The sequence below is a fragment of the Streptomyces sp. NPDC037290 genome, assembly GCF_055603245.1.
This window is the reverse complement of sequence record NZ_JBVJVZ010000018.1, coordinates 106,288-125,967: the sequence shown is the minus strand read 5'-3', so window position 1 is coordinate 125,967 and position 19,680 is coordinate 106,288. Positions and strand designations below refer to the sequence as shown.

Annotated in this window: 18 protein-coding genes and 2 pseudogenes; 11 read left to right on the top strand and 9 right to left on the bottom strand. The window is 69.2% G+C overall.

Features of this window, described 5'->3' with window-relative positions:
• Window positions 1–150: 150 nt before the first annotated feature.
• Window positions 151–459, top strand: a complete 309-nt coding sequence (locus ACZ7HQ_RS37085) for a hypothetical protein (RefSeq protein ID WP_470999619.1) — start codon at window positions 151–153, stop codon at window positions 457–459.
• Window positions 460–524: 65 nt separating this feature from the next.
• Window positions 525–1,622 carry a MerR family transcriptional regulator gene (locus tag ACZ7HQ_RS37080; RefSeq protein ID WP_470999645.1) on the top strand — a complete coding sequence of 366 codons (1,098 nt, stop codon included), beginning with the start codon at window positions 525–527 and terminating at the stop codon, window positions 1,620–1,622.
• Between the two features lie 89 nt (window positions 1,623–1,711).
• On the opposite strand, the gene ACZ7HQ_RS37075 is transcribed toward ACZ7HQ_RS37080, so the two are convergent.
• From ACZ7HQ_RS37075 to ACZ7HQ_RS37060, 4 genes are all read right to left on the bottom strand, one after another.
• The gene (locus ACZ7HQ_RS37075; RefSeq protein ID WP_470999617.1) at window positions 1,712–2,338 is read right to left on the bottom strand and encodes an ATP-binding protein; all 627 of its coding nucleotides are present in this window, start codon (window positions 2,336–2,338) and stop codon (window positions 1,712–1,714) included.
• A gap of 836 nt (window positions 2,339–3,174) precedes the next feature.
• Entirely contained in the window at window positions 3,175–4,215 is a 1,041-nt protein-coding gene (locus ACZ7HQ_RS37070) for a helix-turn-helix domain-containing protein (protein WP_470999615.1), read from the bottom strand.
• A gap of 290 nt (window positions 4,216–4,505) precedes the next feature.
• Window positions 4,506–5,438 (bottom strand): hypothetical protein, encoded by a 933-nt coding sequence (locus tag ACZ7HQ_RS37065; RefSeq protein WP_470999613.1) that lies wholly within the window; start codon window positions 5,436–5,438, stop codon window positions 4,506–4,508.
• Window positions 5,435–5,827 (bottom strand): hypothetical protein, encoded by a 393-nt coding sequence (locus ACZ7HQ_RS37060; RefSeq protein ID WP_470999611.1) that lies wholly within the window; start codon window positions 5,825–5,827, stop codon window positions 5,435–5,437. Before ACZ7HQ_RS37060 ends, ACZ7HQ_RS37065 begins: the two co-directional genes overlap by 4 nt.
• Before the next feature lie 102 nt (window positions 5,828–5,929).
• On the opposite strand from ACZ7HQ_RS37060, the gene ACZ7HQ_RS37055 reads away from it, so the two are divergent.
• Together ACZ7HQ_RS37055 and ACZ7HQ_RS37050 are read left to right on the top strand one after the other, a co-directional pair.
• On the top strand, window positions 5,930–10,825 hold the full coding sequence (locus ACZ7HQ_RS37055) for a CHAT domain-containing protein (protein WP_470999609.1): 4,896 nt from the start codon (window positions 5,930–5,932) through the stop codon (window positions 10,823–10,825).
• A 25-nt stretch (window positions 10,826–10,850) separates the two neighbouring features.
• Window positions 10,851–11,303, top strand: a pseudogene (locus ACZ7HQ_RS37050) (IS701 family transposase); the annotation flags it as partial.
• A 75-nt stretch (window positions 11,304–11,378) separates the two neighbouring features.
• Here the strand turns inward: ACZ7HQ_RS37050 and ACZ7HQ_RS37045 are convergent.
• The gene (locus ACZ7HQ_RS37045; RefSeq protein WP_470999607.1) at window positions 11,379–11,951 is read right to left on the bottom strand and encodes an SUKH-4 family immunity protein; all 573 of its coding nucleotides are present in this window, start codon (window positions 11,949–11,951) and stop codon (window positions 11,379–11,381) included.
• A gap of 819 nt (window positions 11,952–12,770) precedes the next feature.
• Between ACZ7HQ_RS37045 and ACZ7HQ_RS37040 the strand changes: the two genes are divergently transcribed.
• Window positions 12,771–13,373: a polysaccharide deacetylase family protein gene (locus ACZ7HQ_RS37040; RefSeq protein ID WP_470999605.1), complete on the top strand. Its 603-nt coding sequence runs from the start codon at window positions 12,771–12,773 to the stop codon at window positions 13,371–13,373.
• Here ACZ7HQ_RS37040 and ACZ7HQ_RS37035 read toward each other — a convergent pair.
• Window positions 13,370–13,816 (bottom strand): MarR family winged helix-turn-helix transcriptional regulator, encoded by a 447-nt coding sequence (locus tag ACZ7HQ_RS37035; protein WP_470999603.1) that lies wholly within the window; start codon window positions 13,814–13,816, stop codon window positions 13,370–13,372. The two genes, ACZ7HQ_RS37040 and ACZ7HQ_RS37035, sit on opposite strands and share 4 nt — an antisense overlap.
• Before the next feature lie 84 nt (window positions 13,817–13,900).
• Here ACZ7HQ_RS37035 and ACZ7HQ_RS37030 point away from each other — a divergent pair, with 84 nt between their 5' ends.
• On the top strand, window positions 13,901–14,590 hold the full coding sequence (locus ACZ7HQ_RS37030; protein ID WP_470999601.1) for a hemerythrin domain-containing protein: 690 nt from the start codon (window positions 13,901–13,903) through the stop codon (window positions 14,588–14,590).
• A gap of 347 nt (window positions 14,591–14,937) precedes the next feature.
• Here ACZ7HQ_RS37030 and ACZ7HQ_RS37025 read toward each other — a convergent pair.
• A pseudogene (locus tag ACZ7HQ_RS37025) lies at window positions 14,938–15,602 on the bottom strand (GAF and ANTAR domain-containing protein).
• 77 nt (window positions 15,603–15,679) lie between these two features.
• Here ACZ7HQ_RS37025 and ACZ7HQ_RS37020 point away from each other — a divergent pair.
• From ACZ7HQ_RS37020 to ACZ7HQ_RS37000, 5 genes are all read left to right on the top strand, one after another.
• Entirely contained in the window at window positions 15,680–16,087 is a 408-nt protein-coding gene (locus tag ACZ7HQ_RS37020; protein WP_470999599.1) for a hypothetical protein, read from the top strand.
• Window positions 16,088–16,117: 30 nt separating this feature from the next.
• On the top strand, window positions 16,118–16,690 hold the full coding sequence (locus ACZ7HQ_RS37015) for a hypothetical protein (RefSeq protein ID WP_470999598.1): 573 nt from the start codon (window positions 16,118–16,120) through the stop codon (window positions 16,688–16,690).
• Between the two features lie 19 nt (window positions 16,691–16,709).
• Window positions 16,710–17,207, top strand: coding sequence for a hypothetical protein (locus ACZ7HQ_RS37010; RefSeq protein WP_470999596.1), 498 nt, complete (start codon window positions 16,710–16,712; stop codon window positions 17,205–17,207).
• A gap of 113 nt (window positions 17,208–17,320) precedes the next feature.
• Window positions 17,321–17,449, top strand: a complete 129-nt coding sequence (locus ACZ7HQ_RS37005; protein ID WP_470999594.1) for a hypothetical protein — start codon at window positions 17,321–17,323, stop codon at window positions 17,447–17,449.
• Window positions 17,450–17,551: 102 nt separating this feature from the next.
• On the top strand, window positions 17,552–18,262 hold the full coding sequence (locus ACZ7HQ_RS37000; protein ID WP_470999592.1) for an N-acyl homoserine lactonase family protein: 711 nt from the start codon (window positions 17,552–17,554) through the stop codon (window positions 18,260–18,262).
• On the opposite strand, the gene ACZ7HQ_RS36995 is transcribed toward ACZ7HQ_RS37000, so the two are convergent.
• Together ACZ7HQ_RS36995 and ACZ7HQ_RS36990 are read right to left on the bottom strand one after the other, a co-directional pair.
• Window positions 18,259–18,483: a hypothetical protein gene (locus tag ACZ7HQ_RS36995; RefSeq protein WP_470999590.1), complete on the bottom strand. Its 225-nt coding sequence runs from the start codon at window positions 18,481–18,483 to the stop codon at window positions 18,259–18,261. The two genes, ACZ7HQ_RS37000 and ACZ7HQ_RS36995, sit on opposite strands and share 4 nt — an antisense overlap.
• Window positions 18,484–18,847: 364 nt before the next feature.
• Window positions 18,848–19,249 carry a hypothetical protein gene (locus tag ACZ7HQ_RS36990; protein ID WP_470999588.1) on the bottom strand — a complete coding sequence of 134 codons (402 nt, stop codon included), beginning with the start codon at window positions 19,247–19,249 and terminating at the stop codon, window positions 18,848–18,850.
• Window positions 19,250–19,680: the final 431 nt, after the last annotated feature.

Genomic DNA, 19,680 nt, shown 5'->3' with positions numbered 1-19,680 from the left:
AGGCTGGGGTCGGCCGGGAGGTGTCAGCCGTGTCTGTGTCGGCGTGGAGTTTCGGACGTCTGCCGGTGGCGGCACGAGTCCGGTCAGGGTGTGGTTGTGCGACTGGCGTGCAGGGTGTACAGGGTCTGCGGTGGGCCGGGGGTGGGTGCGATGGGGCTGTGCTTCACTGGCGGCTTCGGCCGCACCATGGTCCCGGAGCCGGCGGTGATCGCCGCGGTGGTCGACCGTGTGTCGCTGCCGCTCGACGACTCCGGCGGACTCGAATTCGACGCGGCGGACGTGCGCGTGGTGCGCGACCGGAGCGACCGCGACCAACTCATCGTTCTCGGCCACTGTTTCGAGGGCGACCGCTTGTGCAGGGGGAGCGCTGCGCCTCCTGCCGCGCGTTGCTCGGCGACGCCTTCGACGGGTGTGTCCTTTCGGTCAGTGCCATTTCGTGTTCGGCTCTTGCTGCCGTGAGTGAGGCTGTTGACCCTCACGTGGCGTCAGGCCGCATAGTCGGTGCCGTGGAGGATCACTGGACCGTGGGACGCGTGGCCGAGCTGGCCGGCGTGAGCGTCCGCACGCTGCATCACTATGACGAGATCGGGCTCGTTCGGCCGTCGGCGCGGACCGCGGCCGGGTACCGGGCCTGTTCGGCGCGCGACATGGAGCGGCTGCGGGAGGTGCTGGGCTATCGGCGACTGGGCTTCGGTCTGCGGGAGGTTGCCGAACTGGTCGGTGACCCGTCCACCGACGCGGTTGCCCATCTGCGCCGACTGCGCGGCCTGCTGTTGGAGTGGCGTGATCGCGCTGACGCCATGGTGGCCGCCATTGACAGGGAACTCGAGTCACGGGCGAAGGGACTGATGGTGACACCGGAGGAGCAACTGGAGATGCTCGGTGCACGGCTGTACGACGCGATCGGCGGCGCTTACCCCGCGACACGGCGTACGGAGCCGCGGATCGCCGCGCAGATCTGGGACGCGCTCGGGGACGCGCAGACGGTGCTGAACGTCGGGGCCGGCACCGGCTCCTACGAGCCTGCTGGTCGCGACGTGACCGCGGTGGAGCCATCGGCGGTCATGCGGGGGCAGCGGCCTGCCGGCTCGGCGCCGTGCGTGGCCGCTGCCGCGGAGAGCCTGCCGTTCGAGGACCAGTCCTTCGACGTCGCGATGGCCGTCTCCACCGTTCACCACTGGGGGGACCCGATAGCGGGGCTGCGCGAGATGCGGCGCGTGGCCCGCCGCGTGGTGGTGCTCACGTTCGACACCGACGAGCCTCGCTGGCAGGACCGGTTCTGGCTCACCCGCGACTACCTGCCTGAGTTCGCCGCCGTCCTCGCAGAGTTTCCGTCGCTTGCCGGGATGGCCGACGCGATCGGCGCCCGCGCTGAGCCGGTGCCCATCCCGTGGGACTGCGCCGACGGCCTGTTCGAGGCGTACTGGCGTCGACCGGGGGCGTATCTGGAGGATCACGTGCGCCGTGCGGTGTCGGTGTGGACGAGGGTCGGGCCGGAGGCCGAGCAGCGGGCGGTGCGAAGCCTCAGCGACGACCTCGACTCCGGCCGGTGGGCCGAGCGCAACAGCGACCTCGCCGACCTCGGTGCGGCAGATCTCGGCCTCCGCCTGCTCATCGCTTGAACCGCGTCGCAGGTTCAGCGTCATGGCGGCTCCTGGACGGCCCGCTGGTTCGGCTGGTTGTCAGGCGGCCCCTCCCGTGTGGCGCCCGGTCAGCTGGCCTGGGCCAGTTCGGCTTGGGCCTTGGTGTGGGCGAGGCGGTAGGACTCGGTGCCGGTCTGGAGGATGGCGCCGTTGGAGGTCAGCCGGTCGACGATGGCCGCGCAGAGCCGGGGATCGGTGAACGTCTTCATCCATCCGCTGAAACTCTCGTTCGAAGCGATGGCGACACTGTTCTTCTCGTCGCGCTCCGTCAGAACCTGAAACAGCAGCTCAGCGCCCCTGCGGTCAAGCTCCATGTGGCCGAGCTCATCAATGCCGGTGCCGGAGTCACCGATCAGGCAGAGCGGCTGTCCCTTCTTGACCCATTCGCAGGTGGCGAGGGTGTTGACGGTGGCCGGGTCGATGTTGGGGCTGGAGTCGAAGTCGAAGGCCCTCAGGCTCTTGTCCCTGGGGAAGGAGGCGGCCTTGATCCGGCGTTCGGAGCGCCGGCGGGCCCGGTCGTCACACTCGCTCAGCAGCAGTTCGGTGAGGAACGCCCGGTATGACATCTGGTCGCGTACGGCGCCTTCGGCGAGGTCGGTGAACTGCTGGCGGATGGTCGGCAGCCTGAGCATGCGGCATGCCTGGTCGATCGAGGCGGTGGCGGCTTCTTCGGTCAGTCCGCGCTTGCGTGTCATGATCCCTCTTTCTCGCCGGCCGTGCGTCCATGCGTTGCAGGAGTTGGTCGTAGTGGGCCACCGACGGCAGCGGCCGAGTGTCGGGCGGAAGGTGGGACAGCTTCCACTGGGACAGGAAGGTGACCGAGCCGCCGGCCTCCTCCTGCGGCTGGACGGGCCGGGGCGGGCTTCGCGGGCTCGGGGAAGGTCTCGCCTTCGGCCGCCTTGCGGGCCTTCGGCGCGACCGCATCCGCGGTCAGGGCGCCGGCCCGGTGGGCAGCGGCGAGTCCGGCGACGATGTGTTCGTGTTCCATGTGGCGGCCCAGCAGCAGCACCTCGATCAGGGCTCTGGTGCCGGCCGCCTCGCCGTGGGCGGCCCCGGGCCATGGTCCACCAGGCTTCGTGAACGGGCGGGAACTTCCCTGCGGCTTTGGCCTGTTCGAGGGCGGTCGCTCCGGGGAAGGCACCCGGCTTGCGCAGGAGTGCTTCCAGGTAGTGGTCCAGGACCAGGCGGGACTCGCCCCGGTCGCTGAGCCGTTCGTGGTGGGCGACCACGGTGCGGCCGTCGTAGACGCCCAGGCCATTGGCGTGCAGCAGTACTCGCAGCCGGCGGCCGATGAAGCGGACCGGAACCGGCTACGAGTTGCAGCGGACGGTGACCTGGCCGAAGCGGTTGACCCGCGGAGTGAACCGGCGCCCGGACGCGGGGTGTGGGTGGTGGCACGGTCGCGCCGGCAGCGTCGCCTTTTTGGGGGGCGACGCTGCCGGCGTGGGGTGGCCGTTGTGGTGCGGGCGGGTCAGGGCACCCCCGTGGCCCTGACCCGCCCGTGCGCACTGGGCCTGTTGAGCGACCGGGGTCAATGATGTGGGTGTGGGCCGGGGGTTGTCGTTCGCACAGCGTCCAGGTCGGTGTGCGCAGCGTCCGTGGCTGTTCGGCTGAGTGCCTGGTCTCGTAGATCGCTGGGTGTGATGCCGTGCGCGGTGCGGAAGGCCCGGGTGAAGTCGCCGGGGCGCCGGTAGCCGCATCGGGTGGCTATGGCGTGGATGGGCAGGGCGCGCAGAGCGGGGTCGCCGAGGTCGTGACGGGCCATGGTCAGTCGCTGGTCGCGTAGGTAGGAGGCGACGGTCAGCCCCCCGTCCTGGAACAGGCGGTAGAGGTGGCTGCGGGAGATGTGATGGGCTTCGGCGATCTTCGCGGGGGTCAGGTCCGGATCGCTCAGGTGCTGCCGGACGAACGCTTTGATGCGCAGGGTCAGAGCGCGGGCGTGGGTCTCGGGTGGCAGGTGTGGTTCGGCGTCCAGGGCGTGGGCGAAGACGGCGGTGACGAGGTCGGTGACGATGCTGCCCAGCCGTTCGGCGTCGGCCGCCCGGTAGGGGGAGGTGTCCGAGGTCAGCTGCACGAGCAGCCCGGCGAGGAGCGCGCCCATGCCCTCACGGCCGGATATCCGCCGTCCGACCGCTCTGTGCGCCTGGTCGGCCGGGAGAGCGACGGCGGCGCGTGGGATCTCCACCCCGACGATGGTGACCGGGTCGGGCCCGGTGGATATCTCGTAGGAGCGGGAGGAGTAGTTCACGTGGAAGTCGTCGACGCGGTATCCCACCTGCTGCCTGCCCCAGCTCGCCGCACCGTCACCGCGCCGCAGCAGGGACAGGTGGAACACCTCCGGGTCGGACTGGCGTACGAGTCTGGGCGTCCGGCGGAACACCAGATGGTCGAAGGTCGCGGGCCACACCGTCACCTCGCCGAGCCCGATCACTCGCTGGGTTCCCCGGTAGTCGGCGGCGCGGTCGCTGCTCCGGTGCATCGGCGCGTGGGTTCGTCCCAGTTGCTCCGTCCATGCCTCGAAACGGTCGTTCGCTGGCAGTTCCTGGGTGGTGAAGACGGTTTCAGGCAACACGACGGTAGTCAATCACAGCGCTGGACTGACGCCGCTGGGGGCCGAGTTGGGCGCGGCGCTGGCTACGGCCGGGGCGGATGTCGGCGATGGACGAGGGCGCCCTGGTGGCGTGGGATCTGACGGTCGGCCGGTGGGCCCGGCCTGCGCCGTTTCGAGATCCGCCTGCCGGCAGCCCTTGCGCAGCTGGTCCGGATGCTGCACACCTGGTCGTCCTGGACGACGACCGCGCCGCCGATGGCTCCGCTTCGGTCGGCCCGCGACCCCGTGGCGGCAAGCCAGGGGGTAGCCGTTCAGGGACCGCTGGGGGGCGTGAACGCGGGTTCCGGTGTATCGATCCCGCGGACCAGGTACCTCGTCAGGAGACGCCCGCTCGCTCTCTCCGCCACCGGATCGGCGGGCAACGGCCATCGGAGCTGCTTGTACAGGTCGATCCGGTGCAGGTCAATGGCCGCCTCGATGAGGTCGGCGAAGGTGCGGGCCCGGTTGGGAAGCAGGAAGAAACAGGTGATCGTGACCGCCGCGGCGCTCACCGGCAGGGCCCATGGGGTCCAGACGGTGAAGACGGAGAACAGCAGGCCCCAGAGGAATCCGGCGACCGCGCCGTCCAGGGCCGTCCGTGCCGCGACGAGGTCCTGCCTCACCTGGCTGGGGAGAAGCAGCCACATGTGGGGCCAGACCGCCACCGGGTCCAAGCCGTACTTGTCCACCGGGCGGCTCTCCCCGGCGCGGAGGATGTTGCCCACACGGGTGGGCATGTAGCGGTCCGGCTGGCTGGGCCAGTCCCGGCGCCGGCGGTCGAGGTGCTGGAAGCGGGCTCGCTGGTCCGGCGTGGCTCGTCCTTCCCCGATCTCGACCGCGAGCTCTTGGAGCTCGGTGAGGACGCGCCGTGCCGAGCGTCGGGTCCACCGCAGGAGCAACGGCCGCAGAAATGCGACTGGCCGGGTCAGATAGCCCTCCATCAGCCGCAGCGTGCCCTCGACCGCCCAGCCCACCACCACGCTGCTGGTGGCGACACCGAGGAGCAGAGCGAGGAGTGCGGCGATCTGGCCCGCGGCGGACTGACGCTGTAGCCAGGTGCCGAGGTCGGCGAGCCGGTGCCAGCCGCCATGGCCGAGCAGCCACGCGAGCAGCCCGCCCACCCAGAACACCAGGGCCGGCCCTGAGGCGCCCGCCCACCGGTCGGCCAGTTTGCCACCGACGGACTCCCAGAATTTGCCGATCACGCGGGGCCGGATTCCGCGCGCCTCAGGCGCCCGCCATGGGTGGGGCAGTCGGGGATCTCTTCGCCGACGTCGAAGCGGTACCAGATCACGTCGCCCTCGGGGCACTGGTACCGGTCGATGTCGACGATCTCGCCGTCGCCTGAGAGCCTGACCTCACGGACGCGGGGCGGGCGGTGTTCGGCGTCGGTGAGAACGGCCGACGCGAAAGCGCGCAGTGTCGCGTCGGCCGAGAAAGCTGCCGCGAGTCCCTCATCGACATCGTCGCCCTTCGCGGCCCGGACCAGCAGCGCGTTCAGGAGCTGGTTCATCCGCTCCGCTTCGTCGGCTCCGAGGAGTTCCTTGAGGTATCCGCGGACTGTCCTGGCGGTGATCAGAAGATCTTCGCTCACGCTCACCCACCCCCGGTCGATTCAACCACAATGCCGTTTCAGCCAAGGGATGTTGAGGGACAATGAGGGCAATGTGTGCGGGGTCATCCTCCGGGGGGAACCTTGAACGATCCCAGCCGTCGCGTGCCGGTGCAGTACGAGCCCGCGGCGGTCGCTGCGGTGCTCGCCGAGATGCTGGCACTGGGGCCGTACGACGTCGGCGACTTCGTCGCCGCCCACGCCATGCTGCTCGACCGCTACGACATGGACACGGCGGTCCGGCTCGCCTGCGGGCTCGATCCCGGTGCCGTTCTGGACTCCTTGACCGCCCGGCAATGGACCAACATGGGCCTGCTGCATCTCTACCGGGGTGACGCCGAGCAGGCGATCCGAGTGCTCGACCGCGCGCGAGTCCTGGGCACCACAGAGGAGCGGACCGTCGTCGACATCTATCTCGGGGCGGCGTACCAGGCCCTGGGAGACGAGGCCGCGGCGGTCTCGGCCCTGGAAAGCGCGGTCGCCGGCGACACACGGGAATCCGGCTTCGCCGCCCAGGCGCTCGCGATGCTGCTCGCGCACGACGAGCCGGACCGGGCCATCGAGCTGCTGTCGTACGCGGCTCGCCACGAGGGCCCTGAGGGTGGTCAGGCGGCGTTCAATCTGGCCCTGCTCCTGGCTCGCCGGGGCGATCGTGCCGGAGCGGAACGGGCGTACCGGACGGCGATTGCGGAAGCCTTACCCACCACCCGAGCGTGGGCCGCCAACAACCTGGGCAATCTGCTCAAGAGGGCCGGCGACCCGGAGTCCGCCGAGCCGGCTTTCCGGATCGCCATCGCCGAGGGCCTGGCCGACTCGGCGGTCAATCTCGGTCTGATGTTCGCCGAGCTGGGCCGGGTGAGTGATGCACTCGCCGCGTACCGAACGGCCGTGGCCATGCCGGACCCCGACCAGCAGGCGCGGGCCCTCACCAACATCGGTGAGCTGTTCCTCACGACCGGACGCTTGGAAGAGGCCGAGCACGCCCTCGAAGAGGCCCTCGCCACGGGCCATCCCGAGCATTCCTGGCGCGCACGGTTCGATCTCGGCTCGACACTGGCCAACCGGGGACGGCGCCCGCAGGCACGGCGTCACTGGGAGATCTGCCTGGCCGCTCCCGTGCCTCGGATAGCGGAGATGGCCCGCGCCTGTCTGGCCGACCTTGACCGTGGTCTGGTGCCGACACAGTCCGGCGACGAGACGCATCCGGCAGGCCCCGAACCCGGACAGCGCGCCGAGTCACTCGCGCATCAACTGTGCGACACGGACACGTGGACCGATGCGCGGGCCCTGTTGCTGGCCCATTCGGAGAACATGCGGGCCATGGCGGAGGCACTGGCCCGGAACGCGGCGAAGGCCGAGGCGCTGGGGCATGACAGCGACGCGCATTCATGGCGCCAGCATCAGCGGCTCGTGGAAAGGTGCCTGGAGCTCGGCATCGACGCGGCTTTCGCCGAGAAGTCCGGTGTCGTGGGCATGGCCGACGATGAGCTGGCCGTACAGTGCCTGGCGCTTGTGGACGCCATCGAAAGCCACCGTGCCACCGGTACGCGCGCCGAGAGCGCCGCACAGGCAGCGGCCACGCTCCTGGATTCCCCCCAATGGCCCGGCTCCTCCGAGGAGTTCAGGGCACGGGCCCTGGTGCTGGCCGCCGAGGCGACGAATCTCGGCGGACATGATCTCCCGTACGAACTGCGTCGGCGGATCATCAACGAGATGCGCGAGCTGTGGCAGCGCTGCCGGCCCCGGTTCATGGGTCTGCTGCCCCACAACCTCGCCGCCGCGCTGCTGACACACCGCACGAGCCGTGTCCCCCTGGCGGATGCCGACGAGGCGGTGAAGCTGCTGGACGCCCTCGAGTTCACGGAGGACGCGGCCCCCGACGGACAAGCCCTGATCCACAGCCAGCTGGCGCAGGCACTTGCGCACCGGGCCCACGCGAGTGCCGAGACGAGAGCCGAGGACATCGGCCGTGCCCTCACCCTCGGTGAGGCCGCGGTCCGGCACCTCGCCGCGGCGCGTCAACTGGGCGGCGACGAGCGCTCCCAGGTCCGCGCCCGGGCGAGGGACGTGCTCGCATTCCATTACGAGACGACCCGCGACCGGAACTCCCTCAACAAGGCCATCGCACTGGGCCACGAAGTGGTCGACGAGTGCGGCCCGGGAGGCCGGCTGGCGGCCGTCTACCACCTCGCCGGACTACTCCTGGACCGGGGCAACGTCGGAGACACGGCGGCTGCCGTCACCCTGCTCAGCGAGGCGGCCGATCTCGCCCCCGGCGGCAGCGAGCTCCATGAACATGTCGTCTATCTGCTGTGCGAGACGCTGCTGGAGGACGGCTACGCCGCGGGAGTGGACTCTCTCCCGGCACGCCGCGTACATACACTCATCACCCGCAGGCTCACGGAGATCGACGGCGCCACGTGCAGGAGTCGCTGCCGCACGGCGATCCTGCTCGTCCGCCTCTTCGAGCACACCGGGGACGTCACCCTCGTGCAAAAAGCCGTACAGATCCTCGAGGAGACGCGCGCAGCCGGGACCGACGGGACGGACCCGGCCCTGGCTGCTCAGGTCCACGGGATCTGCCTCGGAGTGCTCTACGAGGCGACCGGTGACGTGGACGCACTGCACCGATCGGCAGCGATCCTCAAGGAGCTGGCGGCTGGGAATCCTCCGGAACCGCAAACCGTCGAGCAGTACGGCACGGCGCTCTACACGCTGGGCATCGCGACGGGAGAACTCTTCTACTTCGACCAGGCGGTCGAAGTCCTCAGGGCCGGATACGGGGAGCAGGCCGATCCCGAACTCGTCAGGCAGCTCGCCATCGCCCTGGAGAACCGAGGTCACCAGCTCCACGACGTCGGCGATCTCCGGGAAGCGGTTTCCCTCTATCGCGAGCTGCAGGAGGCGACCGACCCGCAGTCGGCCCTGCGGTGGCGCCGCGCGGCCGATCTGGCAACCGCACAGCTCAGGCTCGACGACCTGGCCCCCGATCCGGCCATGCTCGACACGGTGATCGCCTCACTGCGCGACGCTCTGCACGGCCGGCCCACGACGCAGGTTGGAACACGGCCCCTGCACAACCTGGCGTCCGTCCTGATGCACCGGTACGAGCAGACGCACGCCCCAGAGACCCTTGACGAAGCCATCACCCTGATCGAACGGTGCGTTTCGCACGAGACCACAGCGTCGGCGCTGCTGCCCTCGTATCTGGCCCTCCTCGGTGAGGCACTGATCCTCAGGTACTCCCGGGACGGCTCGCAGGAGGACGCCGCGCGTGCGACGGCCACCATGCGATCGGCCTGCACAACCGCGGTCGAACAAGGTTTCCGCCTCCGCCGAGGGACCCGGGTCTGGGCCCAGTGGGCAGGGGACCGCGGGGCCTGGGCCGAAGCGGTCGAGGCCGCCGAACTCGGACTGGCCCACCAGGAGACCTCCGTGCGAACCCAGTTGGTGCGCGTCCACAAGGAAGCCGCAGCCGCCGAGCTGGGCTGGCTCAGCTGCCTCGGCGCGTACGCGTGCGCACAGCTCGGCGACACGGCGACGGCCGCCGTCATCGTCGAGCGCGGACTGGCAGCGATGCTGTCCGAGGCGATGGAACGCGAACCGGCCGACTTGAGCCGGCTCGCCGACGCCGGACGCGGCGATCTCGTCCGCCGCTACCACGACCACACGCACGCCATCGCGGAGCTGGAAGCGCTCCTCGACCCTTCGAACGAGGGCAGCGTGCGCCGGCCCGGCGCCCCGGCCGCGGCCGGCCAATGGGCAGAACCCCTCAAAAGGCGGCGCGAGGCGCTGAAGAGCCTCATCGACGAGATCCGCGAAGTCGACGGATTCGGCGACTTCCTCCAACCGCCGGGACTGCAGGACATCGACGCCGCAGCCGAGGCACAGCCCCTCGTGTACCTGCTCGCCACGCCGTGGGGCGGGCTGGCCCTCACGATCGAGCACGGCAAAGACCGCCCCGGCCAAGTCCAACTGCCCTTGAACGGCGACACCACCGACCTACTCGCGGCGCACCTGCTCAGCGCGAAGGGGCCGACCGCCCTGCCCATCATCGGCGCAACCACCGCCGCACTCTGGACGGCTGTCATGAAGCCGGTGCTCCTGGCGATGGCCGGCCACCGGTCCCTCACGCTCATCCCCGCGGGGACGCTGTCGTTCCTGCCTTTCCACGCGGCGCGGGCATCCGCGAACGTGCAGCCCGCGCCGGGCGACACCTACGCCCTGGACCTGATCCGCGTCACCTACGCGCCCAACGCCAGGACCCTGTCCCAGGCCGCGCGTCGCGCTCATGGCCGGCGGGGCCCCGCCACGAGGCTTCCCACACGACTCCTCGCAGTAGACAATCCGGAGCCGGACACGGCGCCGCTGCGCACAGACGCCGAGATGACCGCCGCGCTCCGGCGCTTCCCCGACCACATCCGTCTCCAGGGCGGCGAGGCCACCGCGGCCCGCACCCTGGAGCACTTGCCTGCCTGCGACGTGCTCCACTTCGCCTGCCACGGCGTCGTGTCGCTCTTCCGCCCCCTGGAGAGCTCACTGCGTCTGTCCGGCGGGGAGCACCTCAGGCTCGGCACGCTCATGGACACCCGGATCGACGCCAGACTGTCCGTGCTGTCGGCCTGTTCCACCACCGTCTCCGGGATCCATTCGTCCTATGAGTCGGTCAATCTGTCGTCGGCGTTCCTGGTCATCGGCGCCTCCGGTGTCGTCGCATCGCAGTGGCAGGTGCCGGACGAGGCGACCAACCTGCTCATGGCGGCCTTCTACGACTACTGGGAGGAGGACGGGGAGCCCTCGGAGGCACTGCACCGGGCGCAGCTGTGGCTCAGGGACGCCACGAACCAGGAGCTTCAGCAACGTTTCCCGGACACGGTGGGCCCCGGCCCTTCCGGGACCGTCCCCCGGCTGCTGTGGGTGGGGACGAGGCCCTACACGCACCCGTACTTCTGGGCTGGCTTCACCTACACGGGACGCTGAGCGAGGCCGGTTCCTTGCCATAAACGTGCGGCAGGGCAGCAAGGGCACGATGATCTCGTACTTTGCCGTGATTCAGGTGCGGCCGTCGGGCAAGGAAGCCTGCCGCGCCGCCCAGGAACAGGCCTGCGGACGCAGGCGGTGGGACGGTGTGCTGCTGTTGAAGACGCTGCTGGTCGAGAAGCCCGAAGACGCCGAGGAGCCGACCGGCTACTGGATGACCAACTTGCCTGCCACCACCCCGATCGCCGACCTGGTGCCGTGGGCGAAGATGCGCTGGCGGATCGAGCACGACTACCGCGAACTCAAGCACGGCCTGGGCCTGGACCACTTCGAAGGCCGCACCTGGAGCGGCTGGCACCACCACGTCACCCTCGTCACCGCCGCCCAGGTCTTCCTCACCCTCCGGCGGCTCGACCCAAAAGCCCAGACGCCGGCCTCACCCTCTACCAGGTCCTCGACGACCTCCAGGACCTGCTGAGGTGCTGGACCGGCACCTGCACCACCTGCGGCCGATCCTCCCGACCAGCAGATCCAGAACCTAACGAGGCACTACCTAGTCCCGTAGAAAGTTGCGCACATGCCGCAGAACCGCGAACCAAGACGATTCAGGATTTTCCATGGCGACGGGGTCGGCTTGGCGCATCCGATGCAAAAGCCTCTCCGCGGCGCCCTCGGGGTCGACACCCTCGTCGGTGCTGGCCTCGGCGTCGTACTCCGGCCTTTCCTCCTCCAGTGCGTACAGGAAATACGCCAGGGCGTCGATGTTGCTGTTGAGTAGATGCGGAGCACCGTCCTCCGGGATGCAGTACACAATGCCGGTGGCGGTATCGACGATGACGTCGTCAAGGGCGATCCCTCCGAGCGTCAGCCAAGCCGACATGTCGAATGAGTAGTTCGGGTACTTCTCCGCGACGGCCTGCCACGCCTCACCGCCGATCCGCAGGTCACCGTCAAGAAGGAACTGGTCCATCTCGAACCAGCCCACCTGGTCCGGGAGTCCGACCTCGCGGAGGAAGGCTCGGGTCGGCTCATGCGCGATGGCGGCCAGCACACCGTCGTCCCGAGCGACCAGATCATCGGCGCTGAAGACCGACTCCATTCGAGTCCGGTCGATCAAAGGGCTCATAGAATTCCACACTTTCGGTCGGGACGGTCATCGGGCGACCCAATGAATTCCCGCTCGCCCCCTTCGTGAGCGTATCGGACCCGCATGGCGGCGGAGCCTTTCCACTTCCCCCAGGCTCACACCAGGAAGATGCCCACCAGCAGGCGAGGTCACTCAACGTAACGAAGCACTGCTAGGTGGGCCAGCATCCGCAGGGCTCTCTACGACCAGATGCCCTGACGCGCTACTGGCGGATGCGAAGGACGCCGGGCCCCGACTCTCACATCCAGCCGCACAAGGCAACCTGCTCGCGCCTGCCTGTGCGTACCGGGTCAGATGGTCCGCAGTTCAGGAACGCTGATGCGTCGCGGCGACATCCTCACGCAGGAGGCCCGCTACCGCTCGCGCTGCACTCGCATCGGGTAGGCCGATAACGTTCACTGTGAGCCGAATGATGCTGCGAGCCATGCTCGACGCTGCCGTGGTGGGGGCATCCCGTGCCCGGTCCCGCAACGCGGACGGCAGCACGCACACGGTCTCGTCGAGCGCGAAGGGGGCCGTGCCGGTGGGCTGGGGCTTCAGGCGCTCAAGGGCGGCCCCTGGATGACCGATGGCGGTGGCATGGAAACACGTCTTGCCGTCGTCGCGCGTCGTGCTGTGTCCTGCCGCATGCTCGGGGCGGCCGCCGCCGGGTTGCTCGCTGTCCCTTGGGCGGTGGTGCCCGGCCGCCGGGTCCGAGCGGCCACGTCCGACGCCTGTCGGCTGGCGAGGGAGGGGGAAGAAGCATGCTTGCGTGTGTTGTTCGGATCCGAGAACCGAGTGATCCGCACACATGAGCGGGTGGCAGCGGTGACGTTCAACGCGGCCTGGAACGACGCGGGTCTCGACGTCATCCTCGGAGAGCTCGCCCGTCGGCACACGCCTGCCACGTTCTTCCTGACCGGTGACTTCGCCGACCGGTATCCCGAGGTGGTGAAGCGAATCGCGACTGCGGGGCACGGGCTGGGCAACCACTCCTACAGTCATCCCTACTTCAAGGACCTGACCGCGGCCGGCAGGCGCCGCGAGGTCCAGGCAGCGGACCGGGCTCTGCGTGCGGCCGGCGCAGGGGGAGCCCTGACCCCGTTCTTCCGCTTTCCCTACAGCGAGACCAGTCCTGCCCAGATCAGGGAGGTCAACGGGCTGGGCTTCGCGGACATCGAGTTCACCACCGACACCAACGGATGGATGGGCATCAAGGGCGGCATGAGTGTGGACCGTGCGGTGCGCAGGGCGCTGGACGCCCTGCGCCCAGGGGCGATCGTGCAGATGCACGTCGGTACGACTGAGGGCCACAGCGAGGTGATCGACGCGCAGGCACTGCCGCGGATCCTCGACGCGATCACCACCCGCGGCTACCGCGTCATCGACCTTCGCACCCTCCTCGCCCGGGTGTCTCTCTAGCGCTTGCCTGCTTCTCCTTCGTGGCGGTCGAGTTCGGACAGCAGGCGCCGCAGCGATGTCCGGGTGGCGTGGATCTCCTCGTCGGGGATGGCCGCGAAGAGGATGCGGTGCAGTTGTTCGGCCCTGGCGGTGACACGGGCGAGTGACTCCCTGCCCCGGGGCGTGAGGGTGAGCAGGGGGGAGCCGCGGTGGTCCGGGTTGGGCTCGTAGGCGGCGAGGCGCAGGGCGACGAGGTCGTTGGAGACGCGCTGGACGTTCTGACGGCTGACGCCGAGGCGCCGCGCGGCCTGGGGGACGGTGAGGGGGTCCTCGGAGGCGACGCTGAGGAGCTGCCATCGGGCCTGGGTGAGCCCTTCCGCGGCGGCGGTCTGCTCGCCGAGCCGGCGCAGGGCCCCGGCTGCCTCGAAGACGTCGGCGATCAGCAGGGCTGCCTCGTCCGGCATCGCACACTCCTCCACTTGACAACATGCTGCTTGAAAGACAATGTGTTGTCATCTTACCGGATCGGCCACCCCGAAGGACAGACCATGCCAAAGATCGACCTCTACCGGAACGTCCACATGGGACAGCGTGCGCGGTTGTTCACCCTCGCCACCGAACTCGGCGCCGCGGACATCACCCACAGCGGCGCCGCCGCCGAGCAGGCGGACCGCTGCCTGGCCATGACCCAGGAACTGCGCGAGCACGCCGACCACGAGGACACCTTCATCCACCAGCTCCTGCGCGAGCGCGCCCCCGAGGCAGCCGACGCACTGGAGGCCGAGCACATACGCCTCGACGCCGCCTTCGCCACACTCGACGAGCAGGCACGCTCGCTCCCCGGCACCCCCGCCGAGGCCCTGCCGGAGGCCCAGCACGCCCTGTACCTCGCCTTGAACGAAGTCATCAGCGCCTACCTCGCGCACCTTCACCTCGAGGAGACGGTCGCGATGCCGGCGCTGTGGCAGTACGCCGGCGACACGGAGCTGGGCGCCGTCCTCGCCGCCTTCCGTGCCTCCCGCACCCCCGAGGAGGCTCTTACCGACCTTCGCCGGATGCTTCCCGCACTGCCGCCCGCAGTGCGGACAGCGATCGCGCGGGGGATCGTCGAGACGGCACCGGGCCAGGAGGCCGACCTCCTGGCCGCGGCCACCACCACCCTCAGCCTCGGCCAGCGCCAGCGGCTGTATGACGACCTCGGCTTGCCGGAAACCTGGGCCCTCCAGGCCCAGCCCTGACGTGCGGCTCGCCGTCACGCCACTTTGCGACGGACACTCACGGAAAGCGGTCCGTGCTCCGACCGGCACAGTCCACGACCCGTGCGGCGGGTGGGCCAGTGCCGGACGATGTCACCGCCATGGTCCTGGCCCGGCACGGTTGCTCCGGCCACCGTCACAGCCCCGCCGGCGCCGACACCGGCGCGCCCGGTCACGCACGGATCACTGTCAGTCCGCCGGACTGTCAGTGTGGGATTGCCGGTTGGGGGACTTCGGTGTGCAGGCCGGGTCGGCGACGCTCCCCTGGGCGCCGGCCGGGTTCAGGCATCCGCGGTCCAGCAAACGTGCCGGGGGAGCCGCCGCCATCGTCAGGCCAGGGTGCCTTTTTCGCTGACCTGGTGGGCCGCCTGGCGGAGCTTGGTGGTGTTCTCCTGGGAGTAGCGGCGCAGCACGTCGGATGCCTGGTCCTCGGTGAGGTAGTGGCTGCCCATGAGGATGCCCATGGCTTCTGCGATGGCATGGAGGGTGGCGACGGCCTGTTCCGTCTGGGTGTGGGTGCGGGCGCTGGAGAAGGCCACCGCGGCGTGGGAGGCCCGCAGCCGGCCGGCTGTCCACTGATCTCGGTGAACGCCCCGGGGCTGCGGGAGCACAGATTCAGTGCGCCGAGGTCCTCGTCCTCGGTGAACAGCAGGAAGCCCATCATGCTGCCCAGTCCCAGCTTCTCCCGGGCCGGGGGAGCGTAGGAGGGCCAGCGCTGGTGCTCGGCGGTCAAGTCGGCGATGCGGAAGATCCGCTCTCCCGTACGGTTTCGGGCCGCGTCGAAACACGGGCCGTCCTGCAGCTGCTCCTGCAGTTGGTCGCTGTCGGTGACCAGCTGGTCCCGGGGAGCGAGAGACTTGACACGGTTGCCGCTCAGAATCAGGACCCCGGCGGCGTCGCAGCCCTCGACCAGCTCGGTGGCGGACTCGGTAATCCGCTTGAGCGTGGCATCCACCGAATCCTGCGCCTGCAGATCCCGGGCCATCGTCGCCATCTGCTGTGCGAACACGCCATGGCTCGCTTGTCGTCTACCCGCGAGTGCCGGCCTCCTCGGACGATCCAGTCGATCCGGTGGAAGGCGAGCGAGTTCCGCTCACCTATGTCGACCGCAATGCGCTCGGTGAGCTCACCTACGCCACCACCGACCCGTACTCGGGCCACGTACGCCGCTTCGTCGGCAGCCCCTACACCTCCGGCGGGCTGTACTGGCTCAGCGAGATCCAGGACCGCAACGGCAACGCCGTACAGATCGTCCGCGACGACGAGGGTTTGCCCACCGCTGTCGTCCACTGCGGCGGTTACGACGTGCGGGCCACCTGTGACCGGGCGAGCGGTCGCGTCGGGGCCTTGGAGCTGCGCACCGCGAACGGCCCGGTCAAGACCGTCTCCTTCGGCTATGAGGTCGGCAGCCTGAGTGAGGTCACGTGCTTCTCTGACACCGTTGCGTTGCGTTTACCTACGACGATGAGCACCGCGTGACGTCCTGGACCGACCGCAACGGCCACACCTATGCGTACGTGTACGACGCGGCGGCCGGGTCGTGGAGACACCGGTCCCGACGGGGCGCTGTCCTCGCGATTCGCGTACGACTCTGCTGAGCGCGTCACCCGGTTCACCGACTCGACCGGCGCGGTCACTGTTACCCGGCTCAACGCGCTCGGGCAGACCGTCTCCGAGACCGACCCGCTCGGACGCACCGTCCACTTCGTGTGGGACCGGCGCGACAATCTGCTGGAGCGCACCGACCAGCTCGGTCACACCGCCCGCTTCACCTGGGACGAGCGGGGCAACCTGACACGGACACAGTTCCCAGACGGCACCGAGTCGAGGACCTGCTACAACGACCTCAACCTGCCGGAGGAGGTCACGGGAGCCGACGGTACGACCTGGCGCCAGGTCTTCGACGAGCGCGGCAACCGCATCCGGATCACGGCACCGGACGGCACCGAGACGCACTTCTCCTACGATGCGCGCGGCGCACTGCTCACGCTGACCGATCCGGCCGGCACGACCGTTCCAGGCCATGATGACGAAGAAGGGCTGGACGATAAACTACGACATCCTGAAATGACGACGCCGTGAGGGATTCAGGGACTACGCGATGGATCTGGTAGTCAACCCCCCGCGCGGAGTCGCGCCGATCGTGCTGGGCATGACGATCGACGAGGCGCTCGCCGCGGTGCCCGACTGGGGCGAGCCCCGGGTATTGCGGCGCCCGAACCGGAACTTGGCGAAGGCGTCCTGGACCCTCGACCATGTCGGCGTACAGGCCCTGGCCGAAGGCGGAACCCAGGTCACCGCGATCGAGTTGTGGTGGCCCGGTGAGGGCCGCACGTCCACCACCCGCGTCCTGCTCGAGGGGGACGAGGTCTTCACTACCCCTGCCGAGGACCTCTTCCAGCGTGCCGCCGAGCGGGGCTGGACGGTCGACACATCGCAGCCCGAGTACCCGGTGGTCCCCGGGGTGTCGGTGGGCTTCACCCGGCAGACCTCACAGGAGGTCGAGCGGGACTCCGACGGTCTTCCGAGGTATGTCACCTCAGTCCTGGTGGGTGGCAAGGACTACTACAACCACCGCTATCAGGACAGCGGGCGTTAGCGGTTTCCCCACGACGGCTGATTGACCGTTTCGGTCATCTCTTGGAGCCGCAACCACGAAGGTGACCGCCCTGGTGGTGACCGGGCCGCGGCTGGCCCAAGACCTTCACCGACTTGAGGCTCTGCACGGCCATCGTCGGCCGGCTGACCTTCGGCGGCAACCTGATCCAGACCAGCACCGAATCCTGCCGCCCCGCCATCACGCAGGCCCGCGCCGCTGCCCAGGACTCTGCCGCAGACTGACCCTGCACGTGAATCGCCCGCCTTGCGGCCGATGGCGTCGATGGTGGTTCTGCTCTCGGCAGACTGGCCGACCGGAACTTCCAAACCTGACAGGCTGGCCGCATGGGGAAGAACATGTCGGTGCGTCGGCTCGATCTGGGTTACTTCATCCGGCCCGCGGCGGAGACCGGCGGCCCGCAGCCGCGGGTCGAACCTGTGCTCGCCTACCTGGTACAACACGATCACGGCCTGATCCTCTTCGACACCGGTATCGGCAAGGCGGACCCCGAGACCGAAGCCCATTACCGTCCCCGACGCCGAGACCTGCAGGATGCCCTGGCCGGGATCGGAGTCGCTCTTGACGACATCTCCCTCGTCGCGAACTGCCACCTCCACTTCGACCACTGCGGCGGCAACCCCCTCTTGGGCGGCAAACCCATCCTGGTCCAGGACGTCGAGCTCGCCACTGCCCGCAACGGCGGCTACACCTTCGACGAACTGATCGATTTCCCCGCCGCGTCCTATGAGGAACTCGCTGGTGAGGCCGAGGTCTGGCCGAGCGTCTGGATCATTCCGACACCAGGGCATACCCAAGGGCATCAGTCGCTGGTCCTTCGGCAGGCCGACGGCACGGTGGTCCTCGCCGGCCAGGCGCACGACTTCGCTTCCCATTACGCATCCGACCAGCTGGCCCGCCAGGCGGCACTTCACGGCGTGGAGCAGCCGCTTCCCGCCTACCAGCACTGGCTGGAGCGACTCGCCGACTTCGACCCACGACGCGTTCTCTTCGCTCACGACTGCTCGGTGTGGGAACCGGCGCAGAGCACCTTCTAGCACCCTATTGGAGCTCGCGGAATCGCGAACAGCTGCGGATTGCTCAGGTCGTTGGCGAACTGGCGACGCTTGGCGGTCGTCCATGCATCCGCTCCCGACCGCCAGCCGTTGGCGAAGGGGACGACGTCGTCGATATCGACCTCGGTGGACGGCTTGGTGGAGACCTTCCCGTCGCAGGCGCTGTACCAGGTCCACGGCACGGTACCGGACGTCCTGGACAACGCCCCGACCGTCGCGGGCGAGGACGACCTCGTGAGTGTCGCAGGTGCCGGGCTGGCTGGCCCCGTGCGGGACGTAGCCGGTCATCAGCTGCGGAGCCGCGACGGTGAGTTCGCCCACGGCCATCACCGCGCACGCCGAAGCCACCGAGGCCAGCCGCGGTCGCCGGACGCCGCGCACTGGCGCCACATGGTTCGCCACGCGGCGCTGGAACTCGCGGGCGAGGTGCTGACCATGGCTGGGCAGACTGACCCGTCCGGTGTCTTTCTGGAGCAGAACCTGATCTGCGGGCGGAGATCCCGGCGATGGCAGCGCGGCCGTCGGCGAGAGCCGCGTGCTTGAGAAGAGATGCTGTTGTGACCACGGTTATTCGGTAGCTCGGAGAGCCGCGAGGTGGCCGGCCCAGCTGTCCTGGGCCAGTGCCGCCCACTGAGTGGCGGTGTTCCTGTGGATCCCGAACAGGTCGCACATGATGATCGGCGGAAGTTCACCGGCCATGCCGAACAGGGCTGTACTCCGGGCTGCGAAGGTGGGCAGACCGTGCATCGCGAGCTGTGCCGCCAGACCTCCAGGGCTTCGCGGGCGGCCGGCGAGACGGCTCGGCAGAAGCAGCTCCAGGTGCTCGCTGTCGGGCAGGGCTCCCACGGCCGAATGTCTCCGGCCCTCAGCTATCTGCCGTTCGATGAGACGAGCCAGCGTCGGCGGCAGGAGCACGGGGTTCTTGTCGAAGGTGAAGTAGGCGCCGATGTATCGCGGGTGATGAACCACTCGGCGAACGGTCGAATGATCTCCGAGTGCACGCCGGGCAGACTCTGGGCGGCGGCACGGAACCACGCTCCAGCTGGACGAGATTCTCTTGCCGCGGCGGCAAGGTCCCAGCGTGGACGAGCAGTTCACGGACGTATCGCGTGGCCGGCTCCTGCGGCAGGTCATCGAGCAGTTCATGCGTGATCTCCGCCTGGCTCGCCGCGAGCGTGGCCAGGAGAGGGCGCTTGGGCTTCGGCGAAGCCACGCCAGGACGGACCTGGGCCGTGGCGCTGAGGAGAGAGCTCGGGCAAGCGGAGCGAGCAGTATGGCGACCAACCCGTCTTCAGCGGCGAGGAGCTCGTGGACTCGGTCGCCGGCGACACAGTGTGTGCAGCATCCGTCCGTACTGATGTCCGCCGGCTCGCCGCATCGGCGGCAGGTGAAGTCGATGT